The following is a 19070-nucleotide window of genomic DNA, read 5'->3' on the forward strand; positions in this document are numbered from 1 at the left end:
ATCTGGCGTTGACTTTTGGCACGCTGTTGAGTTCTCAAGGAACGGTCGCTTCCTTTGTACTCACCCTCTCGGGCTTTCCTCCGGGCTTCCCTTCGGTCTTGCGTTTCCGACTCTATCAGATCCTTTCGGCGTCCGATTCCCGGTCGGCGGGATGTCTCCGGGGTTTTCGGCTTTCGCCGTCCGCCCTTTCGACATTCACTACGTTAGCTCATTCTCTCGGCGACTCATAATCGAGTCTCGCGAGTTCGAATTCGGGTACGCGAACGCACCAGAATCGACCCCGTTGAGGGGCTGTAGCTAGATAGTGGGTTGGCCGCTCCGGCTGCAGGCGATCGCCGTACCCGGTTCAGCGGCTCGGGCCACATTACGCACCTTCGCGCGCTGCGTCAACTGCGGCGCCGCCTCGGCACATGGGCCCGGTAGGGGCTCACCGTCGGGTCGTTGGCGACCCAGAAGCGCCAGGGGTGGGCGTCGCCGTTCCCGCCCTCGCCGGCCACGCCGGTGCGGGGGCCGTTGCGTACCTGGTCGGAGGGGATGGGCGTGCCCGTCAGCACCCGCAGCGGGGTCTCCCCCTCGGCGCAGGCGTCCGTGCCGTCCAGGGCGCGGCCCACGTCCAGGGCGGTGGCCAGGCGGGCGGGGCCCTTGGCCAACTCCTTGTCGTTCTTGGCCGAGAGACGACGGACACGGGCCAGTTCGGCGCCCTCGATGATCTCGCCGGCGCGGAGCAGGACGGCGCTGGCCCGTCCGACCGGTCCGCAGACCAGGTTCATGCAGTGCCACATGCCGTAGGTGAAGTAGACGTACACATGACCGGGCTCTCCGAACATCACGCTGTTGCGTGCGGTCTGGCCGCGGTAGGCGTGGGAGCCGGGGTCGTTCGGGCCGTCGTAGGCCTCTACCTCTGTCAGGCGCAGGGCGATCGGGCCGTCCGGGGTGGAACGGACGAGGACACGGCCGAGGAGGTCGGGCGCGACCTCGAGGACGGGCCGGTCGAAGAAGGCGCGGGGCAGGGGCGTACGGTCGGGGCTCGCGATCATGCTCTCCGAGCGTACTGGAGTCGGTCCGTGCCATGGGGTGGTCAGGGGGCGTGCGGCTTGCCAGGGTGAGGGCGCGGAACCGGCCGGGACCGGTTCGCGTTTGTACGGATCAAGGGCGCAGTCGCAGCCGTTGCAGTCGTAGTCGTTGAGGAGAGCCATGGCGTTCAAGAAGCTGCTCGCGAGCCTGGGGGCCGGCGGGGCCTCGGTCGAGACCGTGCTGACCGAGGTGAACGTGGTGCCGGGTGGCGTGGTCCAGGGTGAGGTGCGGATCCAGGGCGGGTCCGTCAGCCAGGACATCGAGGGCCTGTCGGTGGGGCTGCAGGCCAAGGTCGAGGTGGAGAGCGGCGACCAGGAGTACAAGCAGGACATCGAGTTCACCAAGGTCCGGCTCGGGGGTGCCTTCGAGCTGCAGGCGGGTGCCGTGCACGCGGTGCCGTTCGGGCTCGAGATCCCGTGGGAGACGCCGGTCACCATGATCGACGGGCAGTCGCTGCGCGGGATGCACATCGGCGTGACCACCGAGCTGGCGATCGCGCGGGCCGTGGACTCCTCCGACCTGGACCCGATCAACGTCCATCCGCTGCCGGCGCAGAAGGCGATCCTGGACGCGTTCATCCAGCTGGGCTTCCGCTTCAAGAACGCCGACATGGAGCGCGGCCACATCCGGGGCACGCGGCAGAAGCTGCCGTTCTACCAGGAGATCGAGTTCTTCCCGCCGTCGCAGTACCGCGGGCTGAACCAGGTGGAGCTGAGCTTCGTCGCCGACGAGCACGCCATGGACGTCGTCCTGGAGATGGACAAGAAGCCGGGTCTGTTCAGTGAGGGCAGCGACACCTACCGCTCCTTCCAGGTCGGTCTGAACGACTGGCAGGGGACCGACTGGGCGGCATACCTCAACCAGTGGCTGTCCGAGGTCGGCTCCAAGCGGAACTGGTTCTAGGCTCGGACCCACTGAACGCAAGCGATCAGGAGGTACCGAGGTGACCGAGCTCAAGAGGCGGCCTCTCCCCCACGACTTCCATCCGCCCGTGCCGTCCTTCACGGTCACGAGTGAGGACGTCCGCGAGGGTGCCACCCTCAAGGACGCTCAGGTCTACGCGAAGGGCAACACCTCGCCGCAGCTGCGGTGGGAGGGCTTCCCGCCGGAGACCAAGAGCTTCGCCGTGACCTGCTACGACCCGGACGCCCCGACGGGCAGCGGGTTCTGGCACTGGTCCGTGTTCGACATCCCGGTCTCGGTGACCGAGTTGCCGGCGGGTGCGGGGACCGGCAAGTTCGAGGGACTGCCCGAGGGTGCGGTCCAGGTGCGCAACGACTACGGCTCGAAGGACTTCGGCGGTGCCGCGCCGCCGCCCGGGGACGGCCCGCACCGGTATGTGTTCACGGTGTACGCCGTGGACCAGGAGAAGCTCGGTCCGGATTCCGACGCCTCTCCTGCCGCCGTCGGTTTCAACCTGCGGTTCCACACGCTCGCCCGGGCGCAGCTCATCGGTGAGTACGAGGAGTCCGCGGAAGCCTGACGTTCACGGAAGGTTTGCCCGCCTCTGGTCTTGGAAGTGATCGGAGGCGGGCATTTTTTATTGCGTTGTCCATCTCGGCGCGCCCGTCCAGAGTTGATCCAAGCCCGCCGGGGGGTGGGCCGGTGCACACGGGAGGTGGGCTTGATGCGTGACACGCTCGTTCTGAACGCCAGCTTCGAACCGCTGTCGACGGTGACGCTGAACCGAGCCGTCGTTCTGGTGCTTCAGGACAAGGCCGTCGTCGAGCAGGCCCACCCCGAGCTGCGGATGCGCGGTGCCGATGTGGACATACCCGCGCCCCGGGTGATCCGGCTGTGCCGGTACGTACGGGTGCCGTTCCGAAGACAAGCGCCGTGGTCGAGGCGGGGTGTGCTGGTCCGGGACCGGCACCGGTGCGGGTACTGCGGGCGCAGGGCGACGACCGTGGACCACGTGGTGCCTCGGTCCCGGGGTGGGCAGGACACGTGGCTGAACACGGTGGCCGCGTGTGCGGAGGACAACCACCGGAAGGCGGACCGGACGCCGGAGGAGGCCGGGATGCGGTTGCTCCGGGAGCCGTTCGAGCCTACGCCGGCCGATGCGATGCTGCTGACGCTGGGGGCGGATGATCTTGCCGCTCTTCCCGGGTGGCTGGCCCGGGACGCGGCCTGACCATTCACCGTAGGGCTGTGTGTGCGTTGTCGGCCGCGGGTTCGTCGTGGCTTGTCGCGCAGTTCCCCGCGCCCTTGTCGGGTCGCGGGGAACGTTGCTTCGGCCGGTCCCGTCAGTCGATCGACGGCTTCTCGCGGCGGTCGGTGCCGTTGCTCGTCGAGCCGCCGTTGCCCGAACCGCCGCCCATGCCGCCGAAGTTGCCCATGGCGCCGGAGAGGCCCTTGAGGGCGTCGCCGATCTCGCTGGGGACGATCCACAGCTTGTTGGCGTCGCCTTCGGCGATCTTCGGCAGCATCTGGAGGTACTGGTAGGACAGCAGTTTCTGGTCGGGGTCGCCGGCGTGGATGGCCTCGAAGACCGTGCGGACGGCCTGGGCCTCGCCCTCCGCGCGCAGTGCGGCGGCCTTGGCCTCACCCTCGGCGCGCAGGATCTGGGACTGCTTCTCACCCTCGGCGCGCAGGATCTCGGACTGCCGCACACCTTCTGCCTGGAGGATCGCCGCGCGCTTGTCCCGGTCGGCGCGCATCTGCTTCTCCATCGAGTCCTGGATGGAGGTCGGCGGTTCGATGGCCTTGAGTTCGACGCGGTTGACGCGGATGCCCCACTTGCCGGTGGCCTCGTCGAGGACGCCGCGCAGGGCAGCGTTGATCTCCTCGCGGGAGGTGAGGGTGCGCTCCAGGTCCATGCCGCCGATGATGTTGCGCAGCGTGGTGACGGTGAGCTGCTCGATGGCCTGGATGTAGCTGGCGACCTCGTAGGTGGCCGCGCGGGCGTCGGTCACCTGGTAGTAGATGACTGTGTCGATGTTGACGACCAGGTTGTCCTGGGTGATCACCGGCTGCGGCGGGAAGGGGACGACCTGTTCGCGCAGGTCGATGCGGTTGCGGATGGTGTCGATGAACGGGACGACGATGTTGAGACCCGCGTTCAGCGTCCGCGTGTAGCGGCCGAAGCGCTCCACGATGGCGGCGCTCGCCTGCGGAATGACTTGGATGGTCTTGATCAGGGCGATGAAGACCAACACCACCAGAATGATCAGGACGATGATGACCGGTTCCATCGTGGCTGCCCGTCCCCTTCTCCGCCTCGGCGCTTTCGGAAGATCTTATGGCTGTTGAAGATCTTGCTGGTCGAGTCTGACAGACCGTCGGAGGGCTCGGGGGGTGTTCGGCCGAGTCCGCACCGGGTCGCCTCTTGTCGCGTCGTAGGAGGTCACATGACGATCGCGGTGGCCCCCTCGATGTCCACGACGTCCACGTGGTCGCCCACTTCGAAGGCGCGGCCGGTGTCGAGGGCGCGGGCCGACCAGATCTCGCCGGCGAGTTTGATACGGCCGCCGGAGCCGTCGACGCGTTCGAGGACGACGGCCTGTCGGCCCTTCAGGGCGTCGATGCCGGTGGCGAGTTGGGGGCGCTGGCGGCTGTGCCGGGCCGCGATCGGCCGTACGACGGCGATGAGCGCGATCGAGACGGCGAGGAAGACGAGCACCTGGACGACGACGCCGAGGCCGAAGCCCGCGACGACCGCCGCGGCCACGGCGCCGACGGCGAGCATCCCGAACTCCGGCATCGCGGTGACCACGAGCGGGATTCCGAGCGCTGCCGCACCGACGAGCCACCACACCCATGCGTCGATGTCGTTCACACGGCAATCGTAGGGCCGCCGGTCCGGTTGCGGACAGGGCGCCGGGCGGGGCGCACGGGGTCAGGACAGGGGCAGGCCCTGGGCCGTCCAGCGTTCGCCGACCTGCTCGACGACGAGCGGGAGGCCGAAGCACAGGGAGAGGTTGCGGGAGGTGAGTTCGAGTTCCAGCGGGCCGGCGGTGAGGACCTTGCCCTGACGGATCATGAGGACGTGGGTGAACCCCGGCGGGATCTCCTCGACATGGTGCGTGACCATGATCATGGAGGGGGCGATGGGGTCGCGGGCCAGCCGGCCGAGGCGGCGGACCAGGTCTTCACGGCCGCCGAGGTCCAGGCCGGCGGCGGGCTCGTCGAGGAGCAGCAGTTCCGGGTCGGTCATCAGGGCGCGGGCGATGAGGGTGCGCTTGCGCTCGCCCTCGGAGAGGGTGCCGAAGCGGCGCTCGAGGTAGTCGCTCATCCCGAGACGGTCGAGGAAGGCGCGGGCGCGCTGCTCGTCGATCTCGTCGTAGTCCTCGTTCCAGGTGGCCGTCATGCCGTACGCGGCGGTGAGGACGGTCTCCAGGACGGTCTGGCGCTTGGGGAGCTTCTCGGCCATGGCGATGCCGGCCACGCCGATGCGGGGGCGCAGTTCGAAGACGTCGGTGCCGGGCTTGCCGAGGGTCTCGCCGAGGATGGTGGCGGTGCCCTTGCTGGGGTAGAGGTAGCTGGAGGCGACGTTGAGGAGGGTGGTCTTGCCGGCGCCGTTCGGGCCGAGGATGACCCAGCGCTCGCCCTCCTTGACCGACCAGGAGACCTGGTCCACCAGAGCCCGGTCCTCACGGACCACGGATACGTCCTGAAGCTCCAGAACATCGCTCATGAGCGCGTTGTCTCCCCTTGCAGTGTGGCCGGTCTCGGCTGTCGCGTACGCCTGTGGCTCTGTTCGCCGCGCCGGTGGGCGCGGCCCTGAACGAATCTACGCCACGGACCGGGCGAGCCGTTCCATCGGTCCGGTCCTTAGGGTGGGGGGCATGCTCGTGGAACCGCGCGCCGGCCGCCTTGCCGCCTGGGGAAATGCCCTTCTTGCCGGACTTGTCTCTCCGGATGACGCCGTGCTCGCCATCGTGGGCGAGGACGCGGTGCACCGGGTGGAGGGGCTGCCGGGTGAGTCGGCCCCGGTCGGCCTCACGCTCGCGCTCGGGCGGCTGCGGTCGCTGGGCGTGAGCGGGCTGCGCGTCGCGCTCCCGGCGCCGGGGCATCCGCTCGGGCTGAGCGGTCCGCCGGAGTTCAACAAGCGGGCGCTGGAGGCCGAGGAGGCGGTGATCTGCCACGGGGGCGCGCTGGGGCTGGTGCCCGAGGTGTACGAGGCCGGGCCCGACGGTGATGTGCATGTGGAGGTCGTCTGGCACTGCCTGCCGGTCCGGGAGGCTCCGCCGGCCGATGTGCCGTCGCTGGGTGAGGCCGAGCGGGAGCTGGCGGAGGGGCTGCGGGAGGCGACCGCAGCGCTGACACGGCTGGACGTCGCCGGGTCGGGGCCGGTGGCGCAGGCGGCGATCGACGCGTACCGGGCGCGGGCCGAGCGGGGGCGGGAGGTGCTGGCGCCGGGGTATCCGCCGCGGGCGGTGCGGGTGCTGGAGCTGGCGCAGCGGGTGGGGTTCCTGGTGTCCCTCGCGTCGGAGAAGGGGCACGGGGGTGCGGTGAGCGCCGGGGAGATGTTCGCGCGGGCGGAGGCGTTGCGGCCGGTGGAGCGGGTGGCTCGGCGGGCGCAGGTGGCCGCGTACAACGCGTATGTGGAGGAGCGTGAGCGGTGAGACGCGCCTTCGGCGGTTTTCCAGGGCGGTGAGCGTTCGTCGTTCTTGTGCCGGGGGGCGGCGGGGCAGGGCGGGTTCGTGGGCTTCCTTGCGTGGTGACCGGCGTCGCTGGTGACGGTCGGCTCGGCCGGGTTCCTCAGGCGGTGACCGGCGTCGCAGGTGCCAGGTCGGCTCGGCCGCGTTCCTCAGGCGGTGACCGGCGTCGCAGGTGCCAGGTCGGCTCGGCCGGGTTCCTCAGGTGGTGACCGGCGTCGGCGCTGAGGGGTTGGGTGCGTGGACCGGCGCTGCGGGGTGCCGGCCGCGCCCACCCGTGCCGCCCTGCGGCACGACTGCCCGCGGCTTGTGCGGCTAGGCAGCGCGGCTGCCCGGCTGCGGCCGGGGCGCGGCTGGTGCGGTGCGGCTGCGGGCGACCGGAGCCGGGGCGCGGCCGGAGCCGGGCGCGGCTGGTTCGGTGCGGCTGCCCATAACCGGAGCCAAGGGCAGCTTGTGCTGTGCGGCTGCCCGCAACCGGAGCCGGGGCGCCGACGGAGCCGGGGGTCGGCTGGTCCGGTGCGGGTGGCTGCGACCGGAGGCGCGGCCAGGCTGGTGCGGTGCGGGGGGCTGCGACCGGACCCAAGGGCAGCTTGTGCTGTGGGGGGGGACGAAGTCGGCAACGGCCTCCCGGGTGGGGCCGGGAGGCCGGGGCGGCGCGGGTGGTGCGGAGTGTCAGTGGTTCAGGCCGAGGTTGCCGAAGGCCGGGTTCAGCGCGCCGATGACGTTGACGCTGTTGCCCACGACGTTGACCGGCACGTGGACCGGGGCCTGGATGACGTTGCCCGAGACGACACCCGGCGAGCCCACGGCGGTGCCGTCGGCGTGCGCGCCCTCGGTGGCGGAGGCCATGCCCGCACCGGCGGCGATCAGCCCGCCGGCCACCATCGTCACGGCCGCTGCCTTCTTCAGGTTCTTCACTTCAAAGCCCTCCTTGCGATTGCCGCGGCAGTCGCCGCAGCACGCACTGGAGAACGGCGCGCCCCCACCGCGGGATACGCCATCCGGGGGACATTCCCACGACGGTATGAATCTCAGTCCGGAAGGGAACCTTCCGAGTTGCCGATCACCCGGACACACCGTGACGAACAGCCCACAGCGCGGCCTGCGTGCGGTCCGCCAGGTCGAGTTTCATCAGGATGTTCGAGACGTGGGTCTTCACCGTCTTCTCGGACAGGACCAGCGCGCGGGCGATCTCCCGGTTGGAGCGGCCGTCCGCGATCAGGCCCAGCACCTCGCGCTCCCGCTCGGTGAGCGCGTTCCCCCGGCCCTGACCGGAGTTCGCCTCCTCCTGGGAGAGCAGAGCGGTGGCGACCTCGGGCTGGAGCAGCACGTGCCCGGCGTGCACGGAGCGGATGGCGCCGGCCAGCGCGTCGGGGTCCACGTCCTTGTAGACGTATCCGGCGGCGCCGGCGCGCAGGGCCGGGACCACCGTGCGCTGCTCGGTGAAGCTGGTGACGATGAGCACGCGCGCGGGGTTGGCGAGTTCGCGGAGCCTGCGCAGGGCCTCCACGCCGTCCATGCCGGGCATCTTGACGTCCATGAGGACGACGTCCGGCTTCAACTCCTCGGCGCGGGCGACGCCTTCGGCGCCATCGGCGGCCTCGCCGACGACCTCGATGTCGTCCTGCACCTCCAGGAAGGTGCGCAGGCCCCGGCGGACGACCTGGTGGTCGTCGACGAGCAGCACCCTGATTGCCTCAGCCACCGGGGACCTCCATCTCGATCGTGGTGCCCTTGCCGGGCGCCGATTCCACGGTGAGCCTGCCGCCGGCCCCGTCCGCCCGGTCGCGCATGGAGACCAGGCCGAGGTGGCGTCCCGCGCGCCGTATCGCCTTCGGGTCGAAGCCGGTGCCGTCGTCGGTGACGCGCAGCACGGCACCGGGGCCGCGCCGGTCCAGGGTGACGTCGACATGCTCGGCCGAGGCGTGTCGCAGGGCGTTGTGCAGGGCCTCCTGGGCGACGCGCAGCAGGGCTTCCTCCTGGGCGGCGGGCAGGGCGCGGATGCCGCGGGCGGCGAACGTCACGCGCGCGGAGTGGGCGCGGTCGAGGACCTGGATCTGGGTGCGCAGGGTGGCGACCAGGCCGTCCTCGTCGAGCGCGGCGGGGCGCAGCTCGACGACGGCGGCGCGCAGTTCGTCGGCGGCCTCGGCGGCGAGGGCGGCCACCTGCTGCAGCTCGCCCTTGGCGCGGGCCGGGTCGCGGTCGACGAGGCGGGCGGCGGCCTGGGCGGTCAGACGCAGCGAGAACAGCTTCTGGCTGACCGCGTCGTGCAGTTCGTGGGCGAGGCGGGAGCGTTCCTCGGCGATGGTCAGCTCGCGGCTGCGCTCGTACAGGCGGGCGTTGGTCAGGGCGATCGCCGCGTGCTGCGCGAGGAGGGCCAGCAGTTCCTCGTCCTCCTCGGTGAAGCCGCAGCGGCCGTCCTGGCGCGGGCAGTTCTTGTTCGCGAGGAACAACGCGCCGATGACCTCGTCGCCGTCGCGGATGGGCAGGCCCAGGAAGTCGGCGAGTTCGGGGTGGGCGGAGGGCCAGCCCTCGAAACGGGGGTCCTTGCGCACGTCGGCGAGGCGCTCGGGCCTTGCCTCCTTCAGCATCGCCGCGAGGATGCCGTGCTGGCGCGGCAGCGGGCCGATGGCCTTCCACTGCTCCTCGCTGACGCCGTCGACGACGAACTGGGCGAACCCGCCGTGATCGTCGGGGACGCCGAGGGCGGCGTACTGGGCGTCGAGCAGTTCGCGGGCCGAGGCGACGATCGTCTTCAGGACGTCGCGCACCTCGAGATGCCTGCTCATGGCCAGCAGCGCGGCGCTCACCGCGGCGAGGCCGGACCGGGGACCGTGACTCATGACCTCACGGTACCGGCGGCCTCGGACATCACGGATCCGCCCCGTGACGGCCACCGCCCGGGTCCCGGGACCTAGGGCCGGGCCTAGGACGGGGCCTAGGACCGGGGTCGGTACGGGCGGACCCAGGGCGAGGGGGGCGGGCCTACGGCCGAGGGCGGTGGGGCGGGCCTAGGGCGAAGGGCCGGGCCGCTGTGCTGCCCGCGTCCGAGGCGGTGGCCGGGGCGGCGTTCCTACGGTGAGGTCACCGCCGGACGGAGGCGGCCGAGGGACGAGGAGACGGTTGTCATGCCGGTTGCGATCATCACGGGGGCCTCTAAGGGGCTGGGGCGGGCGCTGGCCGGGGCGCTGGCGGCGCGCGGCTGGGATCTGGCGCTGGACGCGCGCGGTGCCGGGGCGCTGAAGGAGACGGCGGCGGCGCTCGCGTCGTACGGCACGCGGGTGGAGGGGGTGGCCGGGGACGTGACGGACGCCCGCCACCGGTCGGAGCTGGTGGCGGCGGCCTGGAAGCTGGGCGGCGTCGATCTGCTGGTCAACAACGCCGGGGTGCTGGGCGTGGAGCCGCTGGTCCCGCTGGAGCGCCACCCGCTGGACGGGTTCCGGGCGGCGCTGGAGACGAACGTGATGGCTCCGCTGGCGCTGGTCCAGGAGGCGCTGCCGCTGCTGCGCCAGGCCGGGGCCGGGGCGGTACTGAACGTGACCTCGGACGCGGCCGTGGAGGCGTACCGCACGTGGGGCGGGTACGGCGCGACGAAGGCGGCCCTGGATCAGCTGTCGGCGGTGCTGGCCGTGGAGGAGCCGGGGCTGCGGGTGTGGTGGGCCGATCCGGGCGGCATGCGGACCGGGATGCTGGCCGCGGCGGAGCCGGACGAGGACCTCACGGGGACGCCGGCGCCGGAGGAGATCGCTCCGGTCTTGCTGCGGCTGCTGGACGAGCGCCGGCCGAGCGGGCGGTACACGGCGGCTGAGCTGCGGGAGCGGTCGTGACGCTCGCGCTGCGGGTCCCCGGGGAGCTGTCCGCGCGCGTGCCGGTGGAGCAGCGGGGGCCGGGTCTGGACCGGGACGCGGTGCGGCTGCTGGTGTCGCGCGGGTCACAGGTGTCGCATCACGCGTTCACGGAGTTGCCGCGGCTGCTGCGGGCCGGGGACCTGCTGGTGGTGAACACCTCGCCGACGCTGGCGGCAGCGGTCGACGGGCGGCTCGGGCACGCGCGCGTGGTGGTGCACTTCTCCACCCGCGGCGACGACGGCCGGTGGGCGGTGGAGCTGCGGGAGCCGGACGGCCGGGGCACCACGCGCGCGCGTGCGGGGGCGCCCGCGGGTGCGTCCATAGGTCTGCCCGGAGGCGTCCGGCTCGTTCTGGAGGAGCCGGTGAGCGAGCGCGGCGCACGGCTCAGGTGGGCGCGGGTGACCGCGGGGGACGTACTGCGGCTGATGCGGGAGCGTGGGCGGCCCATCCGGTACGCGTACACGGAGCGGGACCAGCCGCTGTCCGCCCACCAGACGGTGTTCGCGCTGCCGACGGCGGACGGCACGGGCAGTGCGGAGATGCCGAGCGCGGCGCGGCCCTTCACGGCACGGCTGGTGGCGGAGCTGGTGAGCCGGGGGGTGCAGTTCGCGCCGGTGACGCTGCACACGGGGGTGGCCTCGGCCGAGGCGCACGAGCCGCCGTATCCGGAGCGGTTCGCGGTGCCGCGGGCGTCGGCGCGGCTGATCGACGCGGCCCGTGCGGGAGGCGGGCGGGTGATCGCCGTGGGGACGACCGCGGTCCGGGCCGTGGAGTCGGCGGTGGGCGCCGACGGGGCCGTACGCGCGCGTGGGGGGTGGACGGACCTGGTGGTGACGCCCGCGCGCGGGGTGCGCGTCGTGGACGGGCTGCTGACCGGGCTGCACGAGCCGCAGGCCTCGCACCTTCTGATGCTCGAGGCCGTCGCGGGGAGGGCGGCGGTGGCCCGTGCGTATGAGGAGGCGCTGCGGGGTCTGTACCTCTGGCACGAGTTCGGCGACCTGCATCTCATCCTGCCGGAGGAGGGCCCTCACACAGCGCATTGCTGACGCAACTGCCGGTGAGAGCGGACCCCGGCCGGTGTGAGCCCGCGCATAGGGTCCAGGTCACGTACGAAGGGGATTAGGAGGACAAGCACCCCCACATGAACGGGGCAGACAGTCCAGTCTGTCCCGTTTTGCCATTACCTGATCCACTATCGGGCTTCGTACGTCACACCTTTGCCAGCGAATTTTGCGGCCGCTAAGAATTGCTTCGTCGCTCAGCGCCGCGGGCTCCAGGTCCGCGGCGTTCGTGCGGGAAGTGCCCGTAGTCCCCCGCCGGACGTGAGCGACCTCCGCGCTATTCGAAGAGGTCCGTTACGCATGCCCAAGAACTTTTCCTCCCGTCTCTATAGTCGCTCGCTGACCAAGCACCAGAAGCTCGCGGCCGCCGGTGTCGGCGTCCTCGGTGCCGCGGCGATCGCCATGTCCGCGGTGCCCAGCAGCGCCGAGGGCAAGACCACGGTCACCAGCGAGGCCGCCGTGGCGCCCGCGAAGGTCGCCTACAGCACCGAGCAGATCAAGGACGTCAAGGCGAGCATCACCGACCAGCTCGCCACGGCCGACCTCAAGGCGCAGCAGATCGCCGCGCAGAAGAAGGCCGAGGCCGCTCAGAAGGCCGCCGTCGCGAAGGCCGTCGCCGCGAAGAAGGCCGCCGCCGCCAAGGCCGCCGCCGCCAAGAAGGCCGAGGCCGTCCGCAAGGCCAAGGAGGCCGCGAGCCGCGCCGCCAAGCGCCCGGCCCTCAAGCCGCACGTGGTCAAGAGCTACCCGAACAACCTCGACGGCTGGATCCGTGAGTCGCTCGACATCCTGAAGAAGCACCACATCCCGGCCAGCTACTCCGGCATCCACCGCAACGTCATGCGGGAGTCCTCCGGCAACCCGATGGCGATCAACGACTGGGACATCAACGCCATCAACGGCATCCCGTCCAAGGGTCTGCTCCAGGTGATCCCGCCGACCTTCAAGGCGTACCACGTCCCCGGCACGTCCTGGAACATCTACGACCCGGTCGCCAACATCACCGCCGCCTGCAACTACGCGGCCGACCGCTACGGCTCGATGGACAACGTCAACAGCGCGTACTGAGGTCGGCGCGGACCTCTTCTCGCACCCGCGACGTATCCGCGAAGACCCGGTTCTCGACAACCGTTCTCGCGAGCACAGACGCCGAAGGGCGGCACCCAACTGACGGGGTGCCGCCCTTCGGGGTTGTCCGGGCGTCCTACTTGCGCATGACCTCGGGCTCGTGGCGGCGCAGGAAGCGCGCCACGAAGAAGCCGCAGACCACGCCGAGCGCGATCAGCGCGACCATGTCCAGGCCCCAGGCGCCGACCGTGTGGTCCCACAGCGGGTCGGTCTCGCCGGCCTTCTCCGGCGGGCTGATCTTGTTGAAGTCCAGCGTGGCACCGGCGGCGGCCACCGCCCAGCGCGACGGCATCAGGTACGAGAACTCGTTGACGCCGATCGAGCCGTGCAGGCTGAACAGGCAGCCGGTGAAGACCACCTGGATGATCGCGAACATCACCAGCAGCGGCATCGTCTTCTCGGCGGTCTTCACCAGCGAGGAGATGATCAGGCCGAACATCATCGAGGTGAAGCCCAGCGCCATGATCGGCAGGGACAGCTCGACCAGCGTGGCGCCGCCGAGGACCAGGCCCTGCGAGGGGATCTCCCGGCTGGCGAAGCCGATCACACCGACCAGCAGGCCCTGGCCCACGGTGATCAGGCCGAGCACGAAGACCTTCGACATCAGATACGCCGACCGGGACAGGCCGGTCGCGCGCTCCCGCTCGTAGATCACCCGTTCCTTGATCAGCTCACGGACGGAGTTGGCGGCGCCGGCGAAGCAGGCGCCGACCGCGAGGATCAGCAGGACCGTGGTCGCCGTGCCGTTCGGGATGATCCGGCCGGTCTGCGGGTTGACCGGGTTCGGCAGCAGGCCGCGGTCGTGGTCGATGAGCAGGCTCACCGCGCCGAGGACGGCCGGCAGGATCACCATCAGGGCGAGGAAGCCCTTGTCGGAGACGATCACCGAGACGTAGCGGCGCACCAGCGTGACCCACTGCGACAGCCAGCCCTGCGGCTTCGGCGGCTTCATCGCCTGCATCGGCGGGAGCTGTACGGCCTGCGGGGCGACGGCGTCGATGTCCGCGGCGTACATCTGGTAGTGCTGGGAGCCCTTCCAGCGGCCCGCCCAGTCGTAGTCGCGGTAGTTCTCGAAGGCGGAGAAGACGTCGGCCCAGGTGTCGTAGCCGAAGAAGTTCAGCGCCTCCTCCGGCGGGCCGAAGTAGGCGACCGAGCCGCCCGGCGCCATCACCAGGAGCTTGTCACACAGTGCCAGCTCGGCCACCGAGTGGGTGACCACGAGGACGGTGCGGCCGTCGTCGGCGAGACCGCGCAGCAGCTGCATCACATCGCGGTCCATGCCCGGGTCGAGACCCGAGGTCGGCTCGTCGAGGAAGATCAGCGACGGCTTGGTCAGCAGCTCCAGGGCGACCGAGACGCGCTTGCGCTGGCCACCGGAGAGGGACGTGACCTTCTTGTCCTTGTGGATGTCGAGCTTGAGCTCGCGCAGCACCTCGTCGATCCGGGCGTCACGCTCGGCGCCCGTGGTGTCCGCCGGGAAGCGCAGCTTCGCCGCGTACTTCAGCGCCTTCTTGACGGTCAGCTCCTTGTGCAGGATGTCGTCCTGCGGGACCAGACCGATGCGCTGGCGCAGCTCGGCGAACTGCTTGTAGAGGTTGCGGTTGTCGTACAGGACCTCGCCCTGGTCGGCGGGCCGGTAGCCGGTCAGCGCCTTCAGCAGCGTGGACTTGCCGGAACCGGACGGGCCGATGACCGCGATCAGCGACTTCTCGGGGACGCCGAAGGAGACGTCCTTGAGGATCTGCTTGCCGCCGTCGACCGTGACGGTCAGGTGGCGGGCGGAGAAGGACACCTCACCGGTGTCCACGAACTCCTCGAGCCGGTCGCCGACGATCCGGAACGTCGAGTGGCCGACACCGACGATGTCGGTCGGGCCGAGCAGCTGCGAGCCGCCCTTGGGGATCGGCTGGCCGTTGACGTACGTGCCGTTGTGCGAGCCGAGGTCGCGGATCTCCATGCGCCCGTCGGGCGTGGCGTGGAACTCCGCGTGGTGCCGGGAGACCTGCAGGTCGGACACGACCAGCTCGTTCTCCAGGGCACGGCCGATGCGCATCACGCGGCCGAGGGAGAACTGGTGGAAGGTGGTCGGGCTGCGGTCGCCGTAGACCGGCGGCGCCCCCGCGCCACCGCCGGGCGTGTGCTGCGCCGGGCCCTGCTGCTGCGGGATGCCCGGGGCGGACTGCTGCTGCCACTCGGCCTGCGGGGCCTGCGGCTGCGCGGTCTGCGGCTGGGGCGTCTGCTGCCAGTCGGCCTGCGGCGTCTGCGGCTGGCCCCAGGCCGGGTTGGCGGCCTGCGCGGCGTACGGCTGCTGGGGCTGGGCCACCGCGGCGCCCGCGCCGGAGAGCTTCAGCAGCGGGCCGTCGGTGGCGTTGCCCAGGTTCACCGCCGTGCCGGCGGCGAGTTCCAGATGGTGGATCCGCTGGCCCTGCACGAACGTGCCGTTGGTGCTGCCGTGGTCTTCGATCGCCCAACTGCGGCCGTTGAAACTGACCGTGGCGTGACGCCAGGAGACCCTGGCGTCGTCGAAGACGATGTCGCCCTGCGGATCGCGTCCGAGGGTGTATGACCTGGATGGATCGAGCGTCCAGGTACGTCCGTTTGATTCCAGTACGAGTTCCGGCACTCCATGCCCCACTGAGTTGTCCCCCGAGTTACCCCCGTCGCAGGGAGTCTAGGGATGTCGAACATCGGGGGGAACTATTTCAGTAGCGGCCCCCTGACCGAAAGTCGGGCCTTGTGAAGAGCGCTCACGAGCGTCTGCGCCGTTTCCGTTGACGGGGTGGAAACCGGGCCGGAGAGTGGTAATCCCCCGCGAGGGGGACAAGCACGGCGCAAGCCGCGGCGCGGATCGGGGGGTCTGCCATGGGCTCAGCTGCGAGGACCGGGGACGCGCGGTCCGGCGCCGAAGTGCCCTGGACCGACGTCCTGTTGTCCTCGATCGCCGCCGTGAGCTGGGCGCTCGCCGGTATGGCGGCCACCGCCGCGCTCGGTCTGCATCTCCTCGGGGCGGACACGGCGGGCTCGTTGGGGCCGATGACCGCGGCGATGGTGGCGCTCGGGGCGGGTGGGGCGGTCGACCCGTCCGGGAAGGTGTCCGCGTTCGGAGTCCAGGGCGCCGAAGCCCACACCGCCATCGAGATCACGCCACTGGGGGTGAGCCTGGTCGGCGCCCTGCTCCTGTCGTGGTTCTTCCTGCGGTCCCTGCGGACGGCCGGGGTTGTCGTCGCACCGGCCGAACTCCTCGCGCGGGTCGGCACGGTGCTCGTCCTGTTCACCGGCGTGATGGGCCTGCCGGCCTGGGCAGGGCACGACGTGGTGACGATCGACGGGGGCGCGCCGGGGCCGGCCCGGTTGCCGGGCGGTGCCGGTGGCGGCGGTGGGCTGGAGATCCCCGGGCTCGGTGACGTCGGGGACATCGGCGGGTCGCTGCCGGACCGGATCGGCGACCTGGCCGGCGCCAAGGCGACCGTGGGGTTCAGGGTCGACGCGGTGCCGACGCTGCTCGGCGCGCTGGGCTGGGCGGCCGGCGTGCTGCTCGTCGCGCTGCTGGCCTCACGGCGCACTCCCCTGCCGCGCGGCTGGGAAGCCGTCCACCGGGTGATACGGCCGGCTGCTTCCGCGCTGGTGACGGTGCTGCTCGTGGCGGTGGCCGCCGGGCTCGCGGCAGCGGCGTACGCGGCGATCGGCGACGCCCATCCCCGGCGGATCGCCGGCGCGGCGCTGCTCGGCGCGCCCAACGGGGTCTGGCTCGGCGTGCCCCTCGGCCTGTTCGTCCCGTGGGACGGCCGGGCGAGCGGAGTCCTGTCCCGGGTTCTGCCGGACCCCGTGGACGACCTCCTGGGCTCCGGCGCCGACCGGCCGCTGACGCTCACCCGGCTCGCCGAGCTGGACGGCCGGGTGTGGCTCCTGGCGCTGGGCGCGGCCCTGCTGATGCTGCTCGCGGGAGTGCTGACGGCGGTACGGCTGCCGGCGGGCGGCGCGGAGCTCCGGGCCACGGCTTGCGCCGGGCGGTGCGCGGCGGGGCTGGCCGCCGTGACCGCGCCGGCCCTGGTGCTGCTCGGGTGGCTGACGGGGCTGTCGGCCGACGCGTCGGTGTCCGTCCTCGGCTTCGACGCCTTCGGCGCCGCGCTCGAACTGCACGAGCGGTGGGGCCCGGCCTTGCTGCTGGGGGCTGTGTGGGGCGCGGGGGCGGGGGCTGCCGGGGGGTTGCTGGCGTACGCGGCGGGGAAGGCCGGGGCACGGGCTGTGACGTGGGAGTTCGCGGGGGCCGAGGGGGCCGACGGCGCTGATGACGGGGCGGTGAAGGCATGGGGGGCGCCCGGGGCCGGCCCGGAGTGGCCGGACGGGGCCCGCCGTGCCGACGGGGCTGACGGTGGCGACGGGATCGACGGGATCGACGGGGCCGGAGAGCCTGCCGTGGCCCCGGCGCCGTACAGGCCGGCCGAGCCGTCGGGGCCGTATGCCCCGAGGACCCCGTACCGGCCGCCGAACCCGGACACGAACCCCTATCTCCGGGTCTCGGAGCCCCGAACGGAACCGGAGGACGCACGGCCGGCCGCGGAGCCGGGGCGCGAGGGGCCGGAGCGTGGAGGGCCGGAAGGTCAAGGGCCGGAGCGCGGAGGGCCGGAAGGTCAAGGGCCGGAGCGCGGAGGGCCGGAAGGTCAAGGGCCGGAGCGCGGAGGGCCGGAGCGTGCCGGGCCGGGGGCGGACGTGTACGGCGCTCCGACTGTCGTCGGTCCGCTCGCGCCGCCTCGGAAGGGCCGGCGGTCGCCGTCCTGGCCCGACGAGGTGCCGCCTCCGCCACCGCCACCGCCCGCTCCCCCGCCGCGCGGGCCCAAGAGGCCGCGCTGAGCCGCGGGACCCGGCGGGTGCGGGACGGCGTGTCAGCGGGGGACGCGCCCGCGTACGCCTCCCCGCGCGCCCCCGCGCGCCGCCCCGGCGGGGGACCCCGCCGCACCGGGCCGGACTCCTCCCCGTCGACCCGGCGTCACCCGAGTGTCGTCGAGTGTTCCGTGTCCGCCAGGCGGACCTCGAGGGCGCAGGGCACTCGGTGCCGGATACGGTGGGAACACCATGAGCGCTTCGCAGACCTCGACCCCCGGGACTCCCGAGACCACCGAGTACTCGGACGTCCCCACCCTCCTCGTCAAGATCTTCGGCAAGGACCGGCCGGGCATCACGGCGGGACTCTTCGACACCCTCGCCGCCTACTCCGTCGACGTGGTCGACATCGAGCAGGTCGTCACCCGTGGCCGGATCGTGCTGTGCGCGCTCGTGACCCAGCCCCCGCAGGGCCTGGAGGGTGACCTGCGGGCGACCGTGCACAGCTGGGCCGAGTCGATGAAGATGCAGGCCGAGATCATCTCCGGCCACGGCGACAACCGTCCGCGCGGGCTCGGCCGCTCCCTGGTCACCGTGCTGGGCCACCCGCTCACCGCCGAGGCCACCGCCGCCATCGCCGCGAAGATCACCAAGGCCGGCGGCAACATCGACCGTATCTTCCGCCTGGCCAAGTACCCCGTCACCGCGGTCGAGTTCGCCGTGTCCGGCGTGGCGACCGAGCCGCTGCGGACCGCCCTGGTGACGGACGCGGCGGCACTGGGTGTCGATGTCGCGGTCGTCGCGGCCGGTCTGCACCGCAGGGCGCAGCGGCTCGTGGTGATGGACGTGGACTCCACGCTGATCCAGGACGAGGTCATCGAGCTCTTCGCCGCGCACGCCGGCTGCGAGGACAAGGTCGCCGAGGTGACCGCGGCCGCGATGCGCGGGGAACTGGACTTCGAACAGTCGCTGCACGCGCGCGTGGCCCTGCTGGAGGGCCTGGACGCGTCCGTGGTGGACAAGGTGCGCAGCGAGGTGCGGCTGACGCCGGGCGCGCGCACGCTGATCAGGACGCTGAAACGACTCGGCTACCAGGTCGGCGTGGTCTCCGGTGGCTTCACCCAGGTGACCGACGACCTGAAGGAACGCCTCGGCCTCGACTTCGCCCAGGCCAACACGCTGGAGATCGTCGACGGCAAGCTGACCGGCCGGGTCACCGGCGAGATCGTCGACCGGGCAGGCAAGGCGCGGCTGCTGCGCCGGTTCGCCGCGGAGGCGGGCGTACCGCTGTCGCAGACGGTGGCGATCGGTGATGGCGCCAACGACCTGGACATGCTGAACGCGGCCGGGCTCGGCGTGGCCTTCAACGCCAAGCCGGTGGTACGGGAGGCCGCGCACACCGCGGTGAACGTGCCGTTCCTGGACACGGTGCTGTATCTGCTGGGGATCACCCGTGAAGAGGTCGAGGCGGCGGACACGGTCGCCGGGGAGTAGAGCGACGGACATGCCAGGGGCCCGGCACCGCGAGGGTGCCGGGCCCC

At 71.7% G+C, this 19070-nt stretch carries 17 protein-coding genes; 9 read left to right on the forward strand and 8 right to left on the reverse strand.

Annotation, left to right across the window (positions count from 1 at the left end):
* Positions 1 to 386: 386 nt before the first annotated feature.
* Complete coding sequence (locus tag AB0E88_RS31115) at positions 387 to 1037, reverse strand: DNA-3-methyladenine glycosylase (protein WP_361637601.1); 651 nt, start codon at positions 1035 to 1037, stop codon at positions 387 to 389.
* Between the two features lie 157 nt (positions 1038 to 1194).
* Here AB0E88_RS31115 and AB0E88_RS31120 point away from each other — a divergent pair, with 157 nt between their 5' ends.
* From AB0E88_RS31120 to AB0E88_RS31130, 3 genes are all read left to right on the forward strand, one after another.
* A complete protein-coding gene (locus tag AB0E88_RS31120; RefSeq protein ID WP_361637603.1) occupies positions 1195 to 1977 on the forward strand; it encodes a sporulation protein in 783 nt (260 codons plus the stop codon).
* Positions 1978 to 2017: 40 nt separating this feature from the next.
* Entirely contained in the window at positions 2018 to 2557 is a 540-nt protein-coding gene (locus AB0E88_RS31125; RefSeq protein WP_361637605.1) for a YbhB/YbcL family Raf kinase inhibitor-like protein, read from the forward strand.
* A gap of 144 nt (positions 2558 to 2701) precedes the next feature.
* Entirely contained in the window at positions 2702 to 3208 is a 507-nt protein-coding gene (locus AB0E88_RS31130) for an HNH endonuclease (protein ID WP_361637607.1), read from the forward strand.
* A 112-nt stretch (positions 3209 to 3320) separates the two neighbouring features.
* Here AB0E88_RS31130 and AB0E88_RS31135 read toward each other — a convergent pair whose 3' ends face one another.
* The 3 genes from AB0E88_RS31135 to AB0E88_RS31145 form a co-directional block, all read right to left on the reverse strand.
* Positions 3321 to 4268: an SPFH domain-containing protein gene (locus AB0E88_RS31135; protein ID WP_361637609.1), complete on the reverse strand. Its 948-nt coding sequence runs from the start codon at positions 4266 to 4268 to the stop codon at positions 3321 to 3323.
* A gap of 152 nt (positions 4269 to 4420) precedes the next feature.
* A complete protein-coding gene (locus tag AB0E88_RS31140) occupies positions 4421 to 4852 on the reverse strand; it encodes an NfeD family protein (protein WP_361637611.1) in 432 nt (143 codons plus the stop codon).
* A gap of 60 nt (positions 4853 to 4912) precedes the next feature.
* A complete protein-coding gene (locus tag AB0E88_RS31145; RefSeq protein WP_361637612.1) occupies positions 4913 to 5710 on the reverse strand; it encodes an ABC transporter ATP-binding protein in 798 nt (265 codons plus the stop codon).
* A 151-nt stretch (positions 5711 to 5861) separates the two neighbouring features.
* Here AB0E88_RS31145 and AB0E88_RS31150 point away from each other — a divergent pair, with 151 nt between their 5' ends.
* Entirely contained in the window at positions 5862 to 6641 is a 780-nt protein-coding gene (locus AB0E88_RS31150; RefSeq protein WP_361637614.1) for a hypothetical protein, read from the forward strand.
* A gap of 705 nt (positions 6642 to 7346) precedes the next feature.
* Here AB0E88_RS31150 and chpE read toward each other — a convergent pair.
* From chpE to AB0E88_RS31165, 3 genes are all read right to left on the reverse strand, one after another.
* A complete protein-coding gene (gene chpE / locus AB0E88_RS31155; protein WP_361637616.1) occupies positions 7347 to 7592 on the reverse strand; it encodes a chaplin ChpE in 246 nt (81 codons plus the stop codon).
* Between the two features lie 145 nt (positions 7593 to 7737).
* Positions 7738 to 8379, reverse strand: coding sequence for a response regulator transcription factor (locus AB0E88_RS31160; RefSeq protein ID WP_361637618.1), 642 nt, complete (start codon positions 8377 to 8379; stop codon positions 7738 to 7740).
* Positions 8372 to 9517: a GAF domain-containing sensor histidine kinase gene (locus tag AB0E88_RS31165; protein WP_361637619.1), complete on the reverse strand. Its 1146-nt coding sequence runs from the start codon at positions 9515 to 9517 to the stop codon at positions 8372 to 8374. Before AB0E88_RS31165 ends, AB0E88_RS31160 begins: the two co-directional genes overlap by 8 nt.
* Positions 9518 to 9802: 285 nt before the next feature.
* Here AB0E88_RS31165 and AB0E88_RS31170 point away from each other — a divergent pair, with 285 nt between their 5' ends.
* The 3 genes from AB0E88_RS31170 to AB0E88_RS31180 all read left to right on the forward strand — a co-directional run bounded on the left by AB0E88_RS31170 (position 9803) and on the right by AB0E88_RS31180 (position 12648).
* A complete protein-coding gene (locus AB0E88_RS31170) occupies positions 9803 to 10501 on the forward strand; it encodes an SDR family oxidoreductase (RefSeq protein ID WP_361637621.1) in 699 nt (232 codons plus the stop codon).
* Complete coding sequence (locus AB0E88_RS31175; protein WP_361637623.1) at positions 10498 to 11568, forward strand: S-adenosylmethionine:tRNA ribosyltransferase-isomerase; 1071 nt, start codon at positions 10498 to 10500, stop codon at positions 11566 to 11568. The genes AB0E88_RS31170 and AB0E88_RS31175 overlap by 4 nt, the downstream gene beginning before the upstream one ends.
* Before the next feature lie 315 nt (positions 11569 to 11883).
* On the forward strand, positions 11884 to 12648 hold the full coding sequence (locus AB0E88_RS31180; RefSeq protein WP_361637625.1) for a transglycosylase SLT domain-containing protein: 765 nt from the start codon (positions 11884 to 11886) through the stop codon (positions 12646 to 12648).
* 136 nt (positions 12649 to 12784) lie between these two features.
* On the opposite strand, the gene AB0E88_RS31185 is transcribed toward AB0E88_RS31180, so the two are convergent.
* Complete coding sequence (locus tag AB0E88_RS31185) at positions 12785 to 15331, reverse strand: FHA domain-containing protein (RefSeq protein WP_361637626.1); 2547 nt, start codon at positions 15329 to 15331, stop codon at positions 12785 to 12787.
* A gap of 239 nt (positions 15332 to 15570) precedes the next feature.
* Here AB0E88_RS31185 and AB0E88_RS31190 point away from each other — a divergent pair, with 239 nt between their 5' ends.
* Both AB0E88_RS31190 and serB read left to right on the forward strand, forming a co-directional pair.
* Positions 15571 to 17559, forward strand: coding sequence for a streptophobe family protein (locus tag AB0E88_RS31190; RefSeq protein WP_361637628.1), 1989 nt, complete (start codon positions 15571 to 15573; stop codon positions 17557 to 17559).
* Positions 17560 to 17781: 222 nt separating this feature from the next.
* The gene (serB, locus tag AB0E88_RS31195) at positions 17782 to 19023 is read left to right on the forward strand and encodes a phosphoserine phosphatase SerB (RefSeq protein ID WP_361637630.1); all 1242 of its coding nucleotides are present in this window, start codon (positions 17782 to 17784) and stop codon (positions 19021 to 19023) included.
* Positions 19024 to 19070: the final 47 nt, after the last annotated feature.

It is taken from the genome of Streptomyces sp. NPDC028635, assembly GCF_040637635.1.
Lineage (GTDB): Bacteria > Actinomycetota > Actinomycetes > Streptomycetales > Streptomycetaceae > Streptomyces.